At 71.9% G+C, this 18,655-nt stretch carries 16 protein-coding genes and 2 pseudogenes; 5 read left to right on the top strand and 13 right to left on the bottom strand.

The genetic code is table 11. The features are described 5' to 3' along the window. A pseudogene (locus ACZ52J_RS10320) lies at positions 1 to 467 on the bottom strand (galactose-1-phosphate uridylyltransferase); the annotation flags it as partial. A 104-nt stretch (positions 468 to 571) separates the two neighbouring features. Here ACZ52J_RS10320 and ACZ52J_RS10315 point away from each other — a divergent pair. Then, positions 572 to 1,381: a DeoR/GlpR family DNA-binding transcription regulator gene (locus ACZ52J_RS10315; protein WP_465617411.1), complete on the top strand. Its 810-nt coding sequence runs from the start codon at positions 572 to 574 to the stop codon at positions 1,379 to 1,381. An 11-nt stretch (positions 1,382 to 1,392) separates the two neighbouring features. On the opposite strand, the gene ACZ52J_RS10310 is transcribed toward ACZ52J_RS10315, so the two are convergent. The 6 genes from ACZ52J_RS10310 to ACZ52J_RS10285 all read right to left on the bottom strand — a co-directional run bounded on the left by ACZ52J_RS10310 (position 1,393) and on the right by ACZ52J_RS10285 (position 8,300). Next, a complete protein-coding gene (locus tag ACZ52J_RS10310; protein WP_465617409.1) occupies positions 1,393 to 2,559 on the bottom strand; it encodes a LacI family DNA-binding transcriptional regulator in 1,167 nt (388 codons plus the stop codon). 88 nt (positions 2,560 to 2,647) lie between these two features. Further along, on the bottom strand, positions 2,648 to 4,369 hold the full coding sequence (locus ACZ52J_RS10305; RefSeq protein WP_465617407.1) for a glycoside hydrolase family 36 protein: 1,722 nt from the start codon (positions 4,367 to 4,369) through the stop codon (positions 2,648 to 2,650). A 2-nt stretch (positions 4,370 to 4,371) separates the two neighbouring features. Next, the gene (locus tag ACZ52J_RS10300) at positions 4,372 to 5,199 is read right to left on the bottom strand and encodes a carbohydrate ABC transporter permease (RefSeq protein ID WP_465617405.1); all 828 of its coding nucleotides are present in this window, start codon (positions 5,197 to 5,199) and stop codon (positions 4,372 to 4,374) included. Beyond that, positions 5,196 to 6,119: a carbohydrate ABC transporter permease gene (locus tag ACZ52J_RS10295; protein WP_465617403.1), complete on the bottom strand. Its 924-nt coding sequence runs from the start codon at positions 6,117 to 6,119 to the stop codon at positions 5,196 to 5,198. Before ACZ52J_RS10295 ends, ACZ52J_RS10300 begins: the two co-directional genes overlap by 4 nt. Further along, positions 6,116 to 7,462 carry an ABC transporter substrate-binding protein gene (locus ACZ52J_RS10290; RefSeq protein WP_465617401.1) on the bottom strand — a complete coding sequence of 449 codons (1,347 nt, stop codon included), beginning with the start codon at positions 7,460 to 7,462 and terminating at the stop codon, positions 6,116 to 6,118. The genes ACZ52J_RS10295 and ACZ52J_RS10290 overlap by 4 nt, the downstream gene beginning before the upstream one ends. 241 nt (positions 7,463 to 7,703) lie before the next feature. Then, a complete protein-coding gene (locus tag ACZ52J_RS10285) occupies positions 7,704 to 8,300 on the bottom strand; it encodes an isochorismatase family protein (RefSeq protein ID WP_465617399.1) in 597 nt (198 codons plus the stop codon). Between the two features lie 293 nt (positions 8,301 to 8,593). On the opposite strand from ACZ52J_RS10285, the gene ACZ52J_RS10280 reads away from it, so the two are divergent. Together ACZ52J_RS10280 and ACZ52J_RS10275 are read left to right on the top strand one after the other, a co-directional pair. Next, positions 8,594 to 9,169 (top strand): TetR/AcrR family transcriptional regulator, encoded by a 576-nt coding sequence (locus ACZ52J_RS10280; protein ID WP_465617397.1) that lies wholly within the window; start codon positions 8,594 to 8,596, stop codon positions 9,167 to 9,169. A 111-nt stretch (positions 9,170 to 9,280) separates the two neighbouring features. Continuing rightward, positions 9,281 to 10,069 carry an SDR family oxidoreductase gene (locus ACZ52J_RS10275; RefSeq protein ID WP_465617395.1) on the top strand — a complete coding sequence of 263 codons (789 nt, stop codon included), beginning with the start codon at positions 9,281 to 9,283 and terminating at the stop codon, positions 10,067 to 10,069. Between the two features lie 120 nt (positions 10,070 to 10,189). Here the strand turns inward: ACZ52J_RS10275 and lysA are convergent, their stop codons facing one another. Continuing rightward, positions 10,190 to 11,563: a diaminopimelate decarboxylase gene (gene lysA / locus ACZ52J_RS10270; RefSeq protein WP_465617393.1), complete on the bottom strand. Its 1,374-nt coding sequence runs from the start codon at positions 11,561 to 11,563 to the stop codon at positions 10,190 to 10,192. Between the two features lie 15 nt (positions 11,564 to 11,578). Continuing rightward, positions 11,579 to 11,755: a hypothetical protein gene (locus ACZ52J_RS10265; RefSeq protein ID WP_465617391.1), complete on the bottom strand. Its 177-nt coding sequence runs from the start codon at positions 11,753 to 11,755 to the stop codon at positions 11,579 to 11,581. A gap of 461 nt (positions 11,756 to 12,216) precedes the next feature. Between ACZ52J_RS10265 and ACZ52J_RS10260 the strand changes: the two genes are divergently transcribed. Both ACZ52J_RS10260 and ACZ52J_RS10255 read left to right on the top strand, forming a co-directional pair. After that, positions 12,217 to 12,702 carry a universal stress protein gene (locus ACZ52J_RS10260; protein WP_465617389.1) on the top strand — a complete coding sequence of 162 codons (486 nt, stop codon included), beginning with the start codon at positions 12,217 to 12,219 and terminating at the stop codon, positions 12,700 to 12,702. Positions 12,703 to 13,090: 388 nt separating this feature from the next. After that, positions 13,091 to 13,555 (top strand): hypothetical protein, encoded by a 465-nt coding sequence (locus ACZ52J_RS10255; RefSeq protein ID WP_465617387.1) that lies wholly within the window; start codon positions 13,091 to 13,093, stop codon positions 13,553 to 13,555. Here the strand turns inward: ACZ52J_RS10255 and ACZ52J_RS10250 are convergent. The 4 genes and pseudogenes from ACZ52J_RS10250 to ACZ52J_RS10235 all read right to left on the bottom strand — a co-directional run. Next, the gene (locus tag ACZ52J_RS10250; RefSeq protein WP_465617385.1) at positions 13,549 to 14,178 is read right to left on the bottom strand and encodes a hypothetical protein; all 630 of its coding nucleotides are present in this window, start codon (positions 14,176 to 14,178) and stop codon (positions 13,549 to 13,551) included. The two genes, ACZ52J_RS10255 and ACZ52J_RS10250, sit on opposite strands and share 7 nt — an antisense overlap. Positions 14,179 to 14,389: 211 nt before the next feature. After that, positions 14,390 to 14,902 (bottom strand): hypothetical protein, encoded by a 513-nt coding sequence (locus ACZ52J_RS10245; RefSeq protein WP_465617383.1) that lies wholly within the window; start codon positions 14,900 to 14,902, stop codon positions 14,390 to 14,392. A gap of 435 nt (positions 14,903 to 15,337) precedes the next feature. Then, positions 15,338 to 17,959, bottom strand: a complete 2,622-nt coding sequence (locus ACZ52J_RS10240; RefSeq protein ID WP_465617381.1) for a fibronectin type III domain-containing protein — start codon at positions 17,957 to 17,959, stop codon at positions 15,338 to 15,340. 278 nt (positions 17,960 to 18,237) lie between these two features. Further along, positions 18,238 to 18,479 (bottom strand): annotated as a pseudogene (locus ACZ52J_RS10235) (SDR family NAD(P)-dependent oxidoreductase); the annotation flags it as partial. Positions 18,480 to 18,655: the final 176 nt, after the last annotated feature.

The raw sequence follows: 18,655 nt of genomic DNA, 5'->3' as shown, positions 1-18,655 counted from the left end.
AGGCGGGCCCGCTCGGGGGTGAGGTCGGCGAAGGAGGCGTCGTGGTCGGCGGTGAAACAGACGACCTCGCAGCGGCCGGCGCCGGGACCGCCGGTCCACAGGCCGTCGGCGTCCGGGGAGGGGTCGGCCGGCGGGCCGGCGAGCGAGGGGAAGCGGTTCTCGAAGACGGCCACCTGGTAGTCCTCGGCCGGGATCTCGCTGAGCCGCCCGTCCCGGGACGGGCAGAGCGGGCATTCCTCGGCCGGTGGCTGGTAGGTGCGGGCCTGACGGTGGGCGGCGATGGTGACCCAGTCGCCGGTGGCCGGGTCGAGCCGGACCTCGGACCCGGGGGCCTGGGGGTCCAGCGGGCGCCGGTCGGGGGCGGTTCGGGGGGCGGCGGTGCCGCGGTCGTAGTAGATCAGCTGCCGACCGTCCGCGAGGGTGGTCGCGGTCCTGACGGTGGGCTGAGCCAGGGTCGTCCCGGGCATGGCCTTCTTCCTCTGAGTGAAGCCGTTGGAATCAACAGAAAGCTACACTCCCAAACATTATCCACCAGGACCACTCACCGGAAGTGGTCGAAGGAGGCCTCCCGATGGCTGACAGCGCCCAACCGCTCGCCGGGCAGCGTCGCGTGCAGATCCTGGAGCAGGTCCGCGCGCGTGGCGGGGTCCGGGTGACCGAGCTGGTCCGGGACCTCGGGGTGTCCGACATGACGATCCGCCGCGACCTGGACGCACTGGCCCGCCGCGGCCTGGTCCAGAAGGTACACGGCGGCGCGGTGCGGATCGAGGCGCCGGCCAGCGGCGAGCCCGGGTTCGAGACCAAGGCGCACTGGGAAATGCCCGCCAAGGAGGCGATCGCCCGGGCGGCCGCCGCGCTGGTGCCGCCCGGCTCGGCGGTCGGGCTGGCCGCCGGAACGACCACCTTCGCGGTCGCCCGACATCTGCGGGCGGTCGAGGGCCTCACGGTGGTCACCAACTCGCTGCGGATCGCCGACCTCCTCGAACAGCCCGACGAGGACGGCACCCCCGCCACCACGACGGTGATCCTCACCGGCGGCGTCCGGACGCCCTCGGACGCGCTGGTCGGACCGGTGGCCGACCAGGCGATCCGCTCCCTGCACGTCAACCTCCTGATCCTGGGCTGCCACGGCCTCTCCCCCGAGACCGGGCTGACCACGCCCAACCTGGCCGAGGCGGAGACCAACCGCGCCTTCCTGCAGTCGGCCCGCCGGGTGGTCGTGGTGGCCGACCACACCAAGTGGAACGCGGTCGGCCTGGCCTCCTTCGCCACCCTGGAGCAGCTGGACGTCCTGGTCACCGACGACGCCCTGCCCGCCGAGCAGCGGGCGACGGCCGCCGGGCTGGTCGGCGAACTGATCGTCGCACCGGCCACCGAGTAGGACTCGTCCGCCTACCCGCTGCTCCCCCGCGCCACCAGCTCGGCAGGCAGCTCCAGCCCCGCCACCGGCCCCGCCTCCCCGCGCACCTGGCCGAGCAGTCGGCCCACCAGGGCGCCGGCGATCGCCCGCAGCGGCAGCCGGACGGAGGTCAGCGCGGGGTGCAGGTGGCGGCAGAGCGGGGTGTCGTGGAAGCCGGTGACGGCCACTCCGCCGGGCCCGACCACCAGCCCTTCCGCCCGGACCGCCTCGTACACGTCCAGCGCCAGCAGGTCGCTGCCCGCCGCGAAGGCGGTCGGCCGGTCGGGGCGGCGCAGCAGCGCCCGGACGGCGGCGACCGCCGACCGAGGCGCCCCCGAGCCCTCCGCCGGGCCCGAACCCGCGGCGCCTTCCGCGGCATCCACCCCTGCCGAGCCCGCCGCGCCCGCCCCGCCGACGGCCCCCGCCCCGTCCGGACCGACTGTCCCGGCCGGACCGACCGGCGTCTCCGGAGCGCCCACCGTCACCGCGGACAGCCCCAGCCGCCCTGCCTCGGCGAGGAAGCCCGCCCGCCGTGCCGCCATCCAGGGCAGGTCCTCGGCGGCGCCGAGGTAGCCGATCCGGCGGTGGCCCAGCGCCGCGAGGTGCCGCACCACCGCCGCCATCGCCGCGTCGTTGGCGATGTCCACCCAGTGCTGCGGCTCCCCCGGGCCGGTGCGGCCGAAGCTGACGAAGGGGACGCCGAGCCGGGCGACGTGCGCGATCCGGGCGTCGTCGGCCAGCACGTCGGCCAGCACCAGCCCGTCCACCTGGCGGGCCGCCACCAGTTCGTCGATCGCGGCGGCCGGGTTCCCGGCCGGCGGGGCGGCCCGGAACAGCAGCACCCGCTGGCCCTCGGCCCCGGCCGCGTCGACCAGGGCCTCCAGGAAGCCGGCCATCAGCGGGTTGGGGTCGAGCGGGTCGTCGACCGGGGCGAGGTAGCCGAGGGTGCGCCGGGCGCCGCTGCGCAGTGAGCGGGCCGACTGGTCGGGCTGGTAGCCGAGTTCGCGGATCGCGGCGGTCACCCGGTCCAGGGTCGCCGGGCGGACCCGGTGCGGGGCGTTGAGCGCGTTGGAGACGGTCTGCCGGGAGACCCCGGCCGCGCGGGCGACCTCCTCGATCGTGGTGGCGCCGCGGCGCGGTCGCTGCGGTCCCTCGGGCACGCGGTCTCCTCCAGGCATGGTCGGCGGCGGTGCACGGTCGGCGGCAGTACACGGTCAGCGGCAGTGCACGGCCGGCGGCGGCACGGGGTCAGCGGCGCAGGGTCAGCAGCCCGCCGCGCGGCACGGGAATGGTGTCCGCCCGGTCCAGCTCGACCTCGCCCTGCCGGACGATACGCCCTCGGGCGTCCCGCACCGTCATCGCGGCGGTCCCGCTGCCGCCGGTGAGCCGGACGTCCGGGTCGGCGTCGGCGTTGGCCACCAGCAGGGTGCGCCAGCCGTCGTCGGAGGCGTCCACCGGCAGCGCGGCGTAGCGGGCGACGGCGACGGTGTCGGTTCCGCGCGCGGTGACCATCGGGTAGCCGAGGTCGGGCCGGGCGGGGAGCAGTTCGCCGAGCTGCAGGGTGGCGGTGTGGTCGCGGAAGACGCCGAGCCAGAAGGCGATGGCCTCGCGCTGCGCGTCGCTCAGCGTGGTGAGGTCGACGGAGACCTGCGGGACGGAGAACAGGACGTTGATCAGATGGCAGGCGATCTGCTCCGGCGGTTCGGCCGGGTGCCACATCAGCATGTCGGCGTGGACGGGGACGGGCCCGGCGGCGAGGCGTACGTCGATGGTCCGCTGCCGGTTCTCCTGCGGGCTGAGCGGGCAGTCGGTGGCGCGGACCATGGTGACGTACGGCCACAGACCCGGGCTGACGTACGGCTGGCGGTGCTCGATCATCGCCTCCGGGTCGGCGGCGGTGATCCGGCGCCGGATGGCGGCGAGCAGCCGCTGCACGCCCTCGTCCACGCTCGCGCAGTCCGCCTCGGGGCCGGCCTCCGGAGCGTCGGCGCTGTCGGCGGCGCGGGTGAACCAGTCGACGAAGTCGACCTTGAGGCCGTCCATGCCCCACTCCTCGACGGCGCGGGCGAGCCGGTCGGTGAGGAAGTCGCGGACCTCGGGGTAGCGCGGGTCGGCGACGATGGCGCCCATGTGGGCGACGTCGGCGAGCGCGTAGCGGCCGATCCGCTCGTACGCCGCACTGTCCTTGCCGATGAACGGCAGCGCGTACCAGAGCAGGTAGCGCACGCCGAGCTCGTGGACGCGCCGCACGTGGGCGGCGGTGTCGGGCAGCGAGACCGGCTCCCAGTCGCCGCAGTGGGCGTAGCCGCGGGTACGGTCGGCGGTCATCCAGCCGTCGTCCACGATGATCACGTCCATGCCGAGCTCCTTGCCGAGCGCGGCCTGGGTCTCGACGCCCTTGGGCGAGACGTCCTGGTGCATCGAGTACCAGGTGGAGTAGGCCGGGCGGCGGGCGGGCTCGGGGATGTCGGCCGTGAAGTCCTCGCCCCACCAGGCGGCGAGTTCGGCCAGGCTGCGGGCGTAGTGCCGGCGCGAGGTGTCGATCCGCACCGTGAGCCGGTCGGTGGCCTGCGCCCAGAACCGGAACTCGCCGGTCTCCTCGACCACTCCGGCCCCGGCCAGCACGTCGGGGCGCCCGGCGGCGAAGGCGCACAGCGTGACGTCGCCGGTGCCGACCAGGGCGGCGATCGGCGCGCCGATGGCCAGGCCGGTGCGGCGCGGGGCGCTCCAGGCGGCGGGCAGCCAGCCGGTGCCGCGCGGCTCAGGGGTCCAGAGGGAGGTGGCGTCGACGCAGGGCACCCGCCACTCGATCCGCACCTCGCCCGTTCCCTCGGCGCTCACCTCCACCACCCCGTCGCCCACCGAGCGGGCGGTCGCCGCACCGCTGACCCGCAGCTCCACGCCCTCGGCGTACAGCGGGCGCAGGCCGCCGGCGACCGTCGGGGCGTGCGGTTCCCAGATCTCGGTCATGATCAACCCTTCGTGGCGCCGGCCAGCAGGCCGGAGATGAACTGCCGCTGGAGGACCAGGAAGAGGACCATCATCGGCAGGGTGGAGAGCGCGGTGCCGGAGAGGATCGCGCCGTAGTCGGTGTTGCTCTTGTTGCCGTGCAGGGTGGCGAGGGCCACCGGCAGGGTGTGCATCTCGGGGCTGCGTAGAGCCACCAGCGGCCAGACGAACTGGTTCCAGGAGCCCAGGAACAGGAAGATCGACAGGGCGGCGAGCACCGGCCGCATGACCGGCACGACGACGCTCCACAGCACCCGGAACTCGCCCGCGCCGTCGACCCGGGCGGCGTCCAGGAGTTCGTCCGGCATGCTGGAGAGCGACTGGCGCATCAGGAAGATGGCGAACGGCACGCAGAGCCCGGGCAGGATGAGCGCCTGGTAGGTGTCGAGCAGCCCGAAGGACGTCATCATCTTGAACAGCGGTACCAGCATGACCTGTTCGGGCACCACGAGGGTGGAGAACAGCAGCGCGAAGAGCACGGTACGGCCCCGGAAGCGGAACTTGGCGAAGGCGTACCCGGCGAGCAGTGCGACGATCAGCGCGCCGATCGTCTGGATCCCGGCCACCAGCAGCGAGTTGCCGACCACCCGGAGCAGGCCGATCTTCTGCTGGAGGTGGTCGAGGTTCTCGCCCAGGTGGCCGCCGGGCAGCAGCTTGGGCGGCCAGTCGAAGATCTCCGTGTCCTGGCGGGTCGAGGAGATCACCAGCCAGTAGAACGGTCCGATGGACAGGCCCGTGACGGCGGCCAGGGCGAAGGTGAGCGGCCAGCCCCGCAGTTTCTTGAGGTTCACCGGTCACGCTCTCCCATCAGGCGCATCTGGACCGCTCCGAGCACCGACACGAGCAGGGTGAGCGCGTAGGCGATGGCGGAGGCGTAGCCGAAGTCGAAGTACCGGAAGCCGTTCTGGTACAGGTACATCGAGACGGTGAGGGTCGCGTTGTCCGGGCCGCCGCCGGTCAGCACGTAGGGCTCGTCGAAGAGTTGGAGCGTGCCGATGGTGGACAGCACGACGGTGAACAGCAGCACCGGGCGCAGCGCGGGGACGGTGATGGCGGTGAAGCGACGGATCGGTCCGGCGCCGTCGACCATCGCGGCCTCGTACAGCTCCTTGGGAATGCCCTGCAGGCCGGCCAGGTAGATGACCGCGTTGTAGCCGGTGTAGTGCCAGGTGAGCACCAGGACGACGGACATCCGGGCCCAGAACGGGTCGCCCAGCCAGTCGACGGCGGGCAGGCCGACGGCGTTCAGCAGCCAGTTGACCGCGCCGTTGTCGGTGTTGAGCAGGAAGGCGAAGATCACGCCCGTGGCGACCAGGCCGGTGACGGAGGGCATGAAGACGCCGAGCCGCCACACGGCGCGCCAGCGCACCACGACGGAGTTGATGCCGACGGCCATCAGCAGGGCCAGGCCGAGCATCAGCGGGACCTGCACGATCAGGATCTCGGCGGTGTTGCGCAGCGCCGTCCAGAACAGCGGATCGTCCAGCAGGCGCCGGTAGTTGGCGACGCCGGCGTTGCGGGTGGCGGCCCCGGAGCCGGTGGTGAAGGAGAGCAGCAGCGAGTCGATGACCGGGTAGGCCTTGAACACGCCGAAGGTGAGCAGGGCGGGGGCGAGCAGCAGGTACGGCAGGGCGGTGCGGCGCCACCGGAAGGTGCGGTGCGCCCGCGCGGCCTCCTTGGCGAGGGCGACGGACGGGGTGGCGGCGGTCATGCGATACCGCGCCCGGTCTGCTGGGCGAGCTGCTTGGCGGCGTCCTGGAGGACGGCGGCCGGGTCGCCGCCCTTGAGCAGGATCTTGGTCTGGGCGTCGCTGACGAGCTTGAGGGCGCGGGCGTAGTCGCCGGAGTAGTTGGTGGGGTCGCCGCCGTCGGTGGCGAGGTCGGCGAAGGTCTTGAGCACCGGCTGGCCGCCGTAGAAGGCGCTCGGCGCGGAGTACAGCGGGTCGGTGTAGGCCTCGGTGAGGGCGGGGAAGACGCCGCCCGCGTTGAACATGGCGTTCAGCGAGACGGGGCGGGTGAGCGCGTACTCGACGAACTTCCAGGCGGCGCGGCGGCGCGGGCTGGAGGCGGCGACGGCCAGGTGGGTGGAGTTCACCAGGGCGGTGTGCTTGCCGCCCGGGGTGACCGCCGGGGGCTTGGTGAGGCGCCAGTTGCCGCTCTGGTCGGGGAACTTCTTCTCCAGGTAGTGCGCGGCCCAGGCGGGCATCGCGGCCACCGCGAGCTTGCCGGTCTTCATCACGGGCGGCCAGCTCTGGACGCCGGGGGTGTCGCCGATCATCCCGGCCTCCTCCAGCCGCTTGATGATGGTCAGGGCGCGCACGGCCGGCTCGGACCCGACGGTGATCTTCCCCTGGAGGTCGAAGTAGAAGGCGCCCTGGAGCTGCATCAGGCCCTGGAGGAAGTCCAGGTCGGGGGTGGGGTTGGCGGCCTTGTTGAGGCCGATCATGGCGATGCCGGGGTTGGCGGCCTTGAAGCGGTCGGCGACGGCTATCAGGTCGTCCCAGGTGGCGAGGGACTCGGGGTCGATGCCGGCCCGGTCGAAGTAGTCCTTGCGGTAGTAGAACCCGAGCGGGTTGACCTCCCAGGGCAGCGCGTAGGCGTGGCCGTCCTTGCCGGTGACGACCGGCCACAGGCCCTTGGCGAACTTGTCCTTGTGGGCGTCGGCGCCGAACTCGGAGAGGTTGGCGAGGCCGCCGGGGAACTTCTCCATGTACCCCGGCAGGTAGTCGCAGCCGATGTGCAGAACGTCGCCGAGGCCCTGGCCGCCGGCCGCCAGGCCGACGGTGATCTTGTCCCAGATGGCGGGTTCGCCGATGTCCTGGACGTCGACCTTGATCCCGGGGTTGTCCTTCTCGAAGGCCGGGACGATGCCGCGCAGGGCGTCGGCGGCGGTGGCCCAGGACCAGACGGTGATGGTGCCGGTGTCGGCGTCCCCGCCCGAGGCACCGCCCGAGCCGGAGCCGCCGCCGCAGGCCGTGAGGGCGCCTCCGGCGGTGAGGGCCAGCAGGCCGGCTCCGGAGGCGCGGAACAGGTCGCGTCGGGAAAGGTGTGACATTGCATTCCTCTCGGTGGGGCGGCGCTGGAGAGCAGGGAGGGGAGTGGGTGGCGCTCGCCATGTGATGCCTTGCAACGTTTTGAACGTTCAAACACACAAAACAAACCAGAACCAAACAGGTTCCAACGAGCGGGACACAGCAAACGCCCACCCTCCCCGCGCCGTCAACCCCTGGACGCGTGAAGGGTGGGCTCCGCAACCGTTCTGTTATCCGGCCGGCACGACCGGCCGGCCAGGGCGACTACCCGGCCAGGACGACCGGAGTGCCCGCCAGGTCCACCCCCGCACGACCCAGCTCCCCGAGCGCGGCGTCCGTGGTGTCGGCGGCGACGCCCGCCGTGTAGTCCAGCAGGACACGGGTGGCGAACCCGGCCTTGACGGCGTCCAGCGCGGTGGCCTTCACACAGTGGTCGGTGGCGATGCCGACCACGTCCACCGCGTCCACGCCCTGGTCGTGCAACCAGTCGGCCATCGGCGTGCCGTCGGCGGTGAAACCCTCGAAGCCGCTCTTGGAGGCCGAGTGCGCACCCTTGAAGAACACCTCGTCCACGGCGCCGGACTCGACGGCCGGCGCGAACAGCGGATGGAACTCGCCGCCCTCGCTCCCCGCCACACAGTGCACCGGGAAGGAGTCGCGGAAGTCGGGGTTCGGGGAGAAGTGACCGCCCGGGTCGATGTGGTGGTCCCGGGTGGCGACCACCCGACTCCACCCGTTGCGGTCCGGCCCCTGAACGAGGTCGGCGATCGCCCGCGCCCGGTCGGCACCACCCCCGACCGGCACACTTCCGCCCTCGCAGAAGTCCTTCTGTACGTCCACCACGATCAGCGCACGGGTCATCGGCCGGCCTTTCCTCGGAGGTTCGGAATCGGCAGTTCGGAAACTGCGCCGCCCAGCTTGGCGTGCCCGTCGGGCGTGAACGAAGGAACCTGGCGACCGTTCACCCGAATGGCGTCGCTACGGGTCGGCGCGGGTTCGTCACTGCCATCAAGCGCGGCGGAGTTCCCAACTCCCGAACGCCCTTGCGCAAGAAGTCGGCCGGCCCGACTTCTCGCGTAACGACGACCCCGCCTCGCGGTCCCGCCGACGCCTAGTACTTGTCCTGGAGGTCAAGTACTCGCTACGGTAGTGCCATGGGCAGGCCGAAGAGCTTCGAACCGGACGTGGTCATCGCACAGGCGATGGAGACGTTCTGGACCAAGGGCTACGCCGACACCTCCCCCGCCGACCTCGCCGAGGCGACCGGCATCGGCAAGGGCAGCCTGTACCACTCCTTCGGTTCCAAGCGTGAGCTGTTCGCCAGGGCTCTGGACCTCTACGACCGAACCGCGGCAGAGGTGACCGAGGAGTTCCTGGCGCGGCCCGGCACCACCAAGGAACGCATCCGCGCGTACTTCGTCCTGCTCGTGGACATGGACCTGGACGGCCCGGTCCGCCGCGGATGCCTCGCCCAGAACACCGTTTCGGAGCTCGGCCGACGGGACGAGGAGGCCACCCGCGCGGTGCGGCGCATGGAGGAGCGCATGATCGGGCTGTTCACCGCCCGCCTCCAGCAGGGGCAGCGGGACGGTGACATCGACCGGGCCCTGGACGCCAGGGCGCAGGCGCTGTTCCTCCAGACCGCCCTTGCCGGGCTCCGGGTCATGGCCAAGACGTTCGACCGGCCGGTCCTGCACCAGATCATCGACACGACCCTGGCAGGCCTCTGAGGCACACCACCTCAAGGCCTCTGAACCACGCCGCCTCAAGCAACGGCGCTTTTTTGCGCCCTGATTTTAGACCTGCAGTTCAAGAATTCGTCATCCACGAACGGGGAAGTCATGGACCTCGGTATCAACGGCAGGACCGCTCTGGTCACCGGCGCGAGTCGCGGCATCGGCCTCGCGATCGCTCGGACCCTGGCTGCGGAGGGTGTCCGGGTGGTGGGTGCCGCCCGCACCGTCACACCCGAGTTGGAGAAGGTCGCCGCCGCGGCGGTGTCCGTCGACCTGAGCACCCGCGAGGGGGCGCGGTCGATCGTCGACCAGGCGCTCACCGCGGTCGGCGGGATCGACTTCCTCGTCAACAACGTCGGCGCGGGCGACGCGAATTCGCTGTCCCTCGGCGGGTTCCTGGACACCGACGACGAACAGTGGCAGCGGATGTTCGATCTCAACCTGTTCAGCGCGGTGTGGACCACCAAGGCGGCGCTGCCGAGCATCCTGGAGCGCAAGGGCGCGGTCGTGAACATCTCCTCGATCAACGCCCGCATGCCCACCGGCTCGCCGGTCGGCTACGGGGAGGCCAAGGCAGCGCTGACCCACTTCGGGAAGCGGCTCAGCGAGGAACTGGCGCCGCGCGGTGTCCGCGTGAACACCGTCACTCCGGGCCTCACCGCCAGTCCGCTGTGGACCGACCCGGCCGGGTTCGGCGGCAAGGTGGCCGCAGCGTCCGGCGTGGACCACGACGACCTGCTCGCGGCCCTGCCCGGGCAGTTCGGCATCGCCTCGGGCCGCCTCACCGCCCCCGAGGAGGTGGCGGACCTGGTCGCCTTCCTGCTGTCGGCCCGCGCCGCCAACATCCACGGCGCCGACCACGTCATCGACGGCGGCACCCTCAAGACCGCCTGACCGCGCTCCGCCGAGGGCCCGCCGCCTGAGCTCGCGAGCGCTGCCGCCGGAAATCCAAGCCCACACGGGTGCCGTGTCGCGAGAAGTCGGCAGGGCCGACTTCTCGCGCACCCGGCCTCCTCAGCGGCCGACTTCGCGCAGGCGGAAGTCCTCGACCGTCTCCCGGCGGATCAGCAGGCGGGCCCGGCCGTCGCGCACCGCTACCACCGCCGGGCGGCCGACCAGGTTGTAGCCGGACGCCATCGACAGCTGGTACGCGCCGGCGGCGGGCATCGCCAGCAGGTCGCCCGGGCGCAGGTCGGCGGGCAACACCGCATCCCGGACCAGCACGTCACCGGCCTCGCAGTGGCGGCCGACCACGTCCACCGTCGCCTCTCCCGCCTCCGAGCGGCGGCCGACCAACCGCACCGCGTACGGCGATCCGTACAGGGCCGGGCGCGGGTTGTCGCTCATCCCGCCGTCCACCGCGACGAAGCAGCGGCCGTCCGCTCCGTGCTTGACGGACAGCACCCGGTACACCGCCACCGCCGCCGGCCCGGCGATCGCGCGACCGGGCTCGACCAGCAGCCGTGGCACCTCCAGGCCCGCCTCGGCGCAGCGCACCGCCAGCCGGTCGGTCACCCGTACGGCGAACTCGGCCAGGTCCAACTCCGTGTCCCCCGACCGGTAGCGGATGCCGTGGCCGCCGCCCAGGTCCAGCTCGGGCAGTTCCACACCACCATGCCGCTCCCGGACCTCGACCAGCAGCCGCACCAGCGCGTCCACCGCCCGCAGGTACGGCTGCACCTCGGTGATCTGCGAGCCCAAGTGGCAGTGCAGGCCCGCGAGTTCGAGCCCCGGCTGATCGAGCACCCGGGCGATCGCGTCGGCCGCCTCACCGCCCTCGATCGGGAAGCCGAACTTCTGCCCGCCGACGCCGGTCCGCACCGCCGCGTGGTGCCCGGCCGCGATCCCCGGGACGACCCGGACCAGCACCCTCTGCGGGGTGTCGGCGGCCACCAGCGCGGCCAGCCTCGCAATCTCCGCCGGGCCGTCGATGACGATCCGCCCCACCCGCAGCCGACGCGCCAGCCGCAGCTCCTCCGGGGACTTCGCGTTGCCGTGCAGCAGGATCCGCTGCGCCGGGAATCCGGCCGCGACCGCCAGCCACAGCTCACCGGCGGAGCACACGTCCAGGCCCAGGCCCTCGTCGGCGACCCAGTCGGCCATCGCGCTGCACAGGAAGGCCTTCGCCGCGTACAGCACCTCGGCGTGCGGCAGCGCCCGCCGGTACGCCCGGGCTCGGGCCCGGACCTCGCCCTCGTCCAGCACGTACAGCGGGGTGGCGAACCGCTCGGCGGCCTCGGCCAGCCCGACCCCGCCGACCAGCAGATCGGCTCCCCGGCCGGGCCGCGCCGAGGCCGGCCAGGGGGCGCCGAGCGCATCGGCGGCGGGTGCGGCGTGCCCGGCGGCGCGGGCGTCACCGACAACGGGTGGGGCGATGAGCTGGGTCATGGCGGCGCTCCTCGGTCAGTCTTCGAACTGCATCGCGATGCGGCAGTGGGCCGGGCGGCTACGGTCGTGGGCAGGCTCGGCCCCGGGCCCGGGTTCCGGCCTCCGGGCCGGCGGTTCCGGATCGGCCGGGCGGTCGATCAGCCGCACCACGCGCCGTAGCGGCGGCTCGACGGCGAGGGTGGCGTCGGTCATGGCGGGATCCCTTCAAGCGGTGGCCGTACGGCCGGACCTCTCCAGTGGAGACCCTCCGCACACCGACCGCACCCGTCATTGACGCAGCGCCTACGCCGTCGCCGCCGACCTTGACACTCTTCTGACGCTCCTTCGAACGCACTGTCAGGGAGGTGGTGCGCAGGATGGGCATCCGCGCGGTGACGGTCACCGGCGACGGCACCAACGCCCCCCGCTCGCCCAGGCAGACGTCGGCGTCGCCCCGGCAGAAGGTCGCCAGAAGGTCGTCAGGAGGTCGTCAAGATGCGTGTGACCGGCGTCATGGTCGTGTCAGCGCCGGTACGGAGGAGGCCGTTCCGGGGTTCACTGGAGTCATCCGAAGCGAGGAGCACCAACCCGGAGAACCCCACCGGACGGCCCCACTGGAGCGAACCCCAGAGAGCGGATCCGGAGCGAATCCGGAGAGACGGAGGCGAACGGCCATGACCGGGACCACCCGAGTGATCGTCGGCCTGAGCGGATCACTCAGCAGTCTGGCCGCCCTCTACCACGCCGTCGGCGAGGCGGCCCGGAACGAAGCTGTGCTGGTGCCCGTCGCCGCGTGGACGGCCGGCGAGCGCGACGGGCTGCGACCGCGCTCCGAACCGGAACACGCCGCCCGCCGCCGCCTCGACGTCGCCTTCGAGCAGGCCTACGGCGGCTACCCGTCCGGCCTGGTCATCCGCCCGCTGGTGATCAACGCCGGCCCCGGGGCCGCCCTGATCGGCACCGTCACCGGCCCCGACGACCTGCTCGTCCTCGGCGCCGCCACCCGCCGCCGCTTCGACCGCCTGCGCCACGGCTCCGTCGCCCGCCACTGCCGCCACCGGGCCGGCTGCCGCGTCGTCGAGGTCTCACCCTCAGCCCTCCTCACCCGCCTCGAACTCCCGGCCCGCACCGGCGCACCCCTCCCCCTCCTGGCCCGCTGAGGCCGGTCCGCTGCCGCCGTCGCGTGACCGGTGAGTCCCATCAGTACCGGCCTCCCCTCGCGCTGTGGAGTGCCGGTCGCGAAACCGGAGGTCCACACGCGGGGCGGTCAGGCCGACGTGGGTCGACGCCTTGCCGTACGGTCGGGTTCCGCAACTTCGACAACTCTGTCGAAGTTGTCATGTCCGGGCTATTCTGGCCCGAGGCGGCCTCCGGATTTCAGCCAACCAGCCTCTTGTGCACGCTCTCTGACGGTACGTCAACATCTATCCGGCGTTCACCACCAGGCCTGTCGGGGCGTGCCCCGCGCCGCCCGCCGCCGTTGTACGGAAGGTGAATCGCCGCGCCCGCCCGAACGCCCCGGCCACCCCGCCGAGGAAGAGGTTCCGCATGACGACGTCCCGGCTCCACCCGCGCCCCGGCGAGACCGCGGCCCTGCTCGCCGTGCTCGGCCTGCTCATTCTGGAGGAGATCGCCCTCGGCATGGCCGAGGAGGACGACCGGCCCGTCATCGGCGGCATCCTCATCGGTGCCTCCGGCGCCGGCCTGCTGGTCGTCGGCGCCGTACTCTTCAGCCGCTGGCTCGATGCCCGCCGCCCGCTCCCCCTGCCCCCGGTCGGACCCAACGGGCGCGAGTACAGCGCCCGCGCCCTCGAAGGCTTCCCCATGGAGGCCATCCGCCCCCTCCTGCTCGCCGAAGACGCGCCCCAGCTCGGTCAGTTGTACTCCGCCTGGATGCTCGCCAAGGCCGGCCGCCCCGCCCCCTGGATCGCCCGCCGCCTCGGCATCCCCCTCGACACCGTCCACCTCCTCGTCGACGCCGCCCGCTCACCGAAACTCGACCGGCGTCACTGACCGGGCACGGCATTCGCCTGCGCCACCAGGTACGGCACCAGCCCGCGCTCCGCCAACGCCACCCGCCAGGCGTTGCGCGCCCGCAGCAACTCCCCCGGCCCTTCCCCCGGCCCTTCCTCCTCCCCGTCCGCCGCCTCCGCCGACCGGGCCGCCGCACCCAGCAACCCCAGCCCGCCGACCAGCAGACTCACCGCCGCCACGCCGGCCGCGACCCACCCCGCGGTCAGCAGCCCGTGGGCCGGCACCTCCAAGTCCTCGGACAGCCCCAGCGCGTACCCGAGCAGCAGGAACGCCAGGGCCGCCGCCACCCCGATGATCGGCACGATCACCCCCAGCACCCCCCACCACCCCGACGCCCGCTCCCGCGCCGGCACGTCCACCGGCAGCCGCGCCACCGCGTCCACATCCGCGCGCAGGGCCGCATAACGCTCGTACTCCGGCGCCGCCGCGGCCAGCACGAACTCCGCGTTCTCCCGCGCCACCCCCCGCAACCACTCCACCCCGCGCGCGCCACCCACGGCATCCCGCAGCGCCTCCCGCACCTGCGGCGCGGCGAGCGCCCGCCCGAGCTCCGTCTCGAAGTCGGCCCGATCCTGCTGCGGCAGCCGAAGCGGCTTGTACATGGTGCGTCCCCGTTCACCGGTCGTTTATTTCTACAGCACTGTAGAACATCACGGCGCACCACAGCAGCCCTGATCACCGGCGGGGTCACACCTACGAGGGGTCGGCCAGGGGCACCCGGGCCAGGGCGTCGCCGATCCTCCGGGCAAGCTCCCCGTCAACTCCGACAACTCGATCGGGCCACGCAGGGAACGAGCGTAGGGCAGTCCGGGCTCAGGTCGTGGTGGCGAGGGTGGTGAGGGTGGCGCGTTTGGCGTCGGCGGCGGCGGGCGGGGTGGCGCCGAGGTTGGAGACGGTGGCGGTGAGGACGGCATCGGCGCCGGGGATCCAGTTGAAGGTCTTGGACTGGACGACGATCTGCCGTTGCTGCTGCGTCCCGTCGCAGATGACGTCGGCTTCGGCGGTGCGGCTGGAGCCGAAGGCGATCGAGGAGGAGTCCTGCGGGTCCTTCTGTTCGACGGAGACGGTGAGCGAGCGGGCTTCGGTGGCGACGGAGCAGAGGTAGCCGACGTCGACCCGGACGCGGCCGGGGAGTTTCGCGTCGATCTTGGCGTCGCCGAGCGTGACGACCCCGAGGCGGCCGGGACCGGGCCGGTGACCGGGACCGGGCCGGCGGCCTGGGCGGGTGCGGCGGCCTGGGCGGGTGCGGCGAGGCAGGTAAGGCCGGTGAGGGTCGTGGTGACGACTTCGCCACCCGCTGTTTCGCGATCGGGTCGCCGATGGCACCTGACCGGCTGCCCCCGGCCGGCCCCCAACGCCCAACGGCAGTACCAGGGCCTCCTCGGCATCGGCTTCGACGCAGGCCAGGCCCTCACACCGGTGATCCTGACCGGGGCGGTACCGGCACTGGGCCACACGGGCCGGCTCCTCCTGGGCGCCCTTGATCAGCTGCGGCTCGGTGTCACTCGACCGTCAACTGGACGATCCGGGCAAGGGGTTGCGCGTAGAGGAGGACGATGAGGCCGGCGACACTGAGGCGCATCGGTGTGTGTCCGCGTCGGTCAGCAGTCGGCCGAGCGCCTCCAAGCGTTCGTCCTCGCTCAGGGCGGGTCGCCGGGAGACCCTCAGCTGATCAGCACCTCCCGCCCGCCGGGGGAACCCCAGGCACGGCAGGCGAGGGGCGGCAGGGCGTGTTCCCTGCCGCCGTCTCGTCAGGTGGGGCTATCCGGCCGACGCGGCCGGTGCCAGGGGAGCCCGGATCAGGGCAGAAAGCGGGCTGCCCTGCTGCGTGGCGTCCGTCGGCGAAGCCGCGCCCGCGGCTTTCGACGGAGGCCGCAAGGCGACCACGCAGGTGGACTTACCGGATTCGGCTTCACCGTTGACGGCGGTGACACAGAATTCGTAGTTCCAGACGCCGGGGGCCAGGTAGGCGATGCCCCGGCCGGCTTCGTTGGTGACGTATTCGTCGGCCTTGGACGGGCTGCCGTCGTTGATGTTACGGATCCAGACACGGTAGCCGGCGGCCTGGCTGGACCCGGTCCAGGTCAACTGCACGGTGGTGGCGTCGGTGGAGGTGACCTGCAAGCCGCTGGGGGCCGGTGGTGTCCCGGCGCCGACGGTGACGGAACGGGCGACGCCCGGCATTCCGCCACCGGCGGCATTCCACGTGGCCACCGCGACGAGGTAGTGGTGGCCCGGGTTCAACCCGTCGACGTGCACCGAGTTTCCCTTGACCGCGGTGCTGTTGATGAACGCTCCGGGGGTGTCCCGGTCCCAGGTGGTGATCTCGTACCGGTCGATCGTGTCGGTGTACGGGCCGGTCGGCGTGTCCCAGGACACGTCTACGCCGGTGGCGGTGGCGCGGGTGACGATCCCCGTAGGCGCCGCGGCGGTCTGCGGGTGCGCGGTAGCACTGAGCGTTTCGGACCACCCGGACTTCCCGTCATCGGCGTTGTCGGTGCGGACCTGGTATTCCCACTCCCAGCCGTCGAGGGTCCAGGTGGTGTCGAAGCGGGCCGCTTTGACCGGCGTCTCGGTCCAGGTGCCGGAGCCCTTGATCCGGTGCCGGACGGTGTAACCGCGGGCACCGTAGACCGGTTTCCACTTCAGGGTGATTCCGCTCGGTCCGGAGTCGACCCGGATCGTGCCCGGTGCGAGCGTCGGCCGGTCGGGGACATGCGCGGGGATGCTGATCAGTTGGCTGCCGAGACCGTAGCTGTCGTGCAAGGTGCGCACGAATGCCTGGGCGATCTGGTATTCGCCCAGGGCGTTGGGGTGCAGCCCGTCGTAGCCGGCAGGACAGCTGTTCCTGTCGCAGCCGTAGTTTCCCGCCCAGTCGACCAGGGCCACGCGGGACTTGCCGGTACTCCACGACGGGATCGCGTCCGCGAGCATGCTGTTGTACGTCGTGGTGTTGGCGGGCAGGTCGTCCCGGCCGCCGATGAACGTCCGCTGCGGAACGTTGGCCAGGGCGAAGTTGAGGTCCGGTTTGACGGCGCGGGCCCGGTCGACCAGCGCCCGCATGCTGTCCAGAGTGCCTTCCGGGCCACTGACGAACCAGCCCATGTCGTTGAACCCGAGCCCCACCAGCAGCAGGTCGGGCTGGTACTTCGCCACCTGTTCGGCGATCAGTTTCTGGTCCTGCGCCGCCTGCCGTCCCCAGACCGCGAAGTGGTCGGTGTCGAAGTCCGCCGCGACTCCGTCGGCGTACCCGCCCGAGGTGACGGGAGCGCTGTCAGCCGGTTGCGGGGCTTGCCCCTGCAGGGGCGGCACGGGCGGGGCCTGGGGGGACGCCTGCGGCCGGGTTCCCTCGTACGGGCCGACGAGATCGACGTCGATGTGCTCCTGCTTGAACCATTCCCACAGGCGGTAGCGCCAGGTCCAGTCGCCTTCATAGCCCTGAGTCATCGAATCGCCCACCACCATGACCTTCAACGGCACCGTGGACTGGCCGACACCGCGGGAAATCCTTTGCAGGGCCTCGTACAGATTCGGCCCCATACCGTGGAGGCTGTCGGCCATGAATCCGAGGACATTGCCCATGTTCCCCAGCTTCGTCGCGAAGCCTCGCAGGCTCTTCTGAGCATTCGTCACCAGGGAGGACGTGCCCGTGGCAGCCCATTTCAGCAGCTGGCCGCCGAGGCCGCCGCTGACGCCGCCCCACATCGCGACGGACAGCGCCTCCTTCCACACGTCGGCATCACCCAGCGAACGGTTGTCGTAATAGGCGTTCATCAGCTCACCGACGAGTGCGCCCATCGCCCCGCTCACCGCTCCGCACACCGGGGCCGCCGCCGGAGCCCCCACGTTGAACGCGAGCAGGCACACGGCTCCGGAGACGATGGTGACACCGAGGGCGACACCACCGGCGATAAATTTCTGCCACCAGTTCGCCGTGGTACCGACCTCCGCCTTGGCCACCACGAACACGAGGCTGTCCGCAACGGAGACCACCCGCCCGTCGTGTTCGGTGGTGGGGCTCCAGTCCTTCGGGGGGTAGATACCCACGCTGTTCTGCTGGAGCCGCTTGGCCACCGACTCGCCCACGCTCATGCCCGCGTCCTGGTCGGCACGTATCGAGCCGGCCCAGCTCGACTTGACCTTGTCCAACTGCTCCTGGCCCTCGGGGGGAACGTGGAAATCGAGGGCGATGATCAAGTCGTCATCGGCCTGCCCCAACTCCCGGAGCGTCCCGGCGTCACGGGCGCAGCCCATGCGGAGCGTCACGGGCGCGTCCTGTTCGACGGCGAAGGACGTGGCGTGCGCGCCGCACGCCTCGACAGGTCCCTTGCTGGGCCCCTGCGCCACGGCGGGTCCTGCGGACCCGACCATCAGCAGCGCCACCGTCAAGGTGAACGCAATGAGGCAATTGCCGCGCAGGCGCCTCTGCCGCCTGCGCCCGCCGGGACGTGTTCTCGCCATTCCTGATCCGGGCATGCTGCCCATCACTCCTCAACAGCAAAGGATCCCGGAACGCGAAGTCACGTGCCGGGGCGGTGTTTCGGGCACTCCGCACCGCCTGAGGGGCGAAGAGCACCAATCGGGTGATCATTTCGTACCCGCAGAGTGCCTACAAGGGCTGAATTGCGAGCTCATGACAGCAGGTAGCTGAGGTTGCCTCACATCGACCGCAGGGCTGCTTTTTGCTCGCCGAGTGGACACTGAGCGCGTCGAGGCCCAGGACGTTCACCACCGACGTGGTGAGAACCACACCGCTTCCCTCGCGCAACAGCGGCGCCAACGCCTGCACCGTGAAGTACGGGCCCTCGGCGTTGATGCCGAACAGCTCGTCCTACATCTCCTCCGTCGTCGAGTCGAACGGCGCGGACGCAGTGACGCCGGTGTTGACGAACAGCGCGTCCACTGGCGGAGGCGGCGACGGGGCCCGCCGACGTCTACGTCCGGGCCACCGGCACGTGACAGGGCCCGCCGCTCAGCCCCGGGGCTGAGCGGCGGGGCCTTCCGGGAGGAAGGATAATCCCGGGGCAATGGTTGACCCTCCCCTAGGTCTTCTTCCCCTCCCCTGTCTTCCCTCTCTCC

The sequence above is a fragment of the Kitasatospora sp. NPDC034035 genome (genome assembly GCF_055575755.1).
The sequence above is the reverse complement of the archived record's forward strand: the minus strand, read 5'-3'. Positions and strand labels throughout refer to the sequence as shown.

Bases quoted from the DNA above. Each gene is read 5' to 3' on its own strand.
- ACZ52J_RS10255 (WP_465617387.1), top strand. From the start codon at position 13,091: ATGACGACGTCCCGGCTCCACCCGCGCCCCGGCGAGACCGCGGCCCTG.
- ACZ52J_RS10280 (WP_465617397.1), top strand. From the start codon at position 8,594: ATGGGCAGGCCGAAGAGCTTCGAACCGGACGTGGTCATCGCACAGGCG.
- ACZ52J_RS10250 (WP_465617385.1), bottom strand. From the start codon at position 14,178: ATGTACAAGCCGCTTCGGCTGCCGCAGCAGGATCGGGCCGACTTCGAG.
- ACZ52J_RS10260 (WP_465617389.1), top strand. From the start codon at position 12,217: ATGACCGGGACCACCCGAGTGATCGTCGGCCTGAGCGGATCACTCAGC.
- ACZ52J_RS10265 (WP_465617391.1), bottom strand. From the start codon at position 11,755: ATGACCGACGCCACCCTCGCCGTCGAGCCGCCGCTACGGCGCGTGGTG.
- ACZ52J_RS10290 (WP_465617401.1), bottom strand. From the start codon at position 7,462: ATGTCACACCTTTCCCGACGCGACCTGTTCCGCGCCTCCGGAGCCGGC.
- ACZ52J_RS10305 (WP_465617407.1), bottom strand. From the start codon at position 4,369: ATGACCGAGATCTGGGAACCGCACGCCCCGACGGTCGCCGGCGGCCTG.
- ACZ52J_RS10315 (WP_465617411.1), top strand. From the start codon at position 572: ATGGCTGACAGCGCCCAACCGCTCGCCGGGCAGCGTCGCGTGCAGATC.
- ACZ52J_RS10275 (WP_465617395.1), top strand. From the start codon at position 9,281: ATGGACCTCGGTATCAACGGCAGGACCGCTCTGGTCACCGGCGCGAGT.
- lysA (WP_465617393.1), bottom strand. From the start codon at position 11,563: ATGACCCAGCTCATCGCCCCACCCGTTGTCGGTGACGCCCGCGCCGCC.
- ACZ52J_RS10285 (WP_465617399.1), bottom strand. From the start codon at position 8,300: ATGACCCGTGCGCTGATCGTGGTGGACGTACAGAAGGACTTCTGCGAG.
- ACZ52J_RS10295 (WP_465617403.1), bottom strand. From the start codon at position 6,119: ATGACCGCCGCCACCCCGTCCGTCGCCCTCGCCAAGGAGGCCGCGCGG.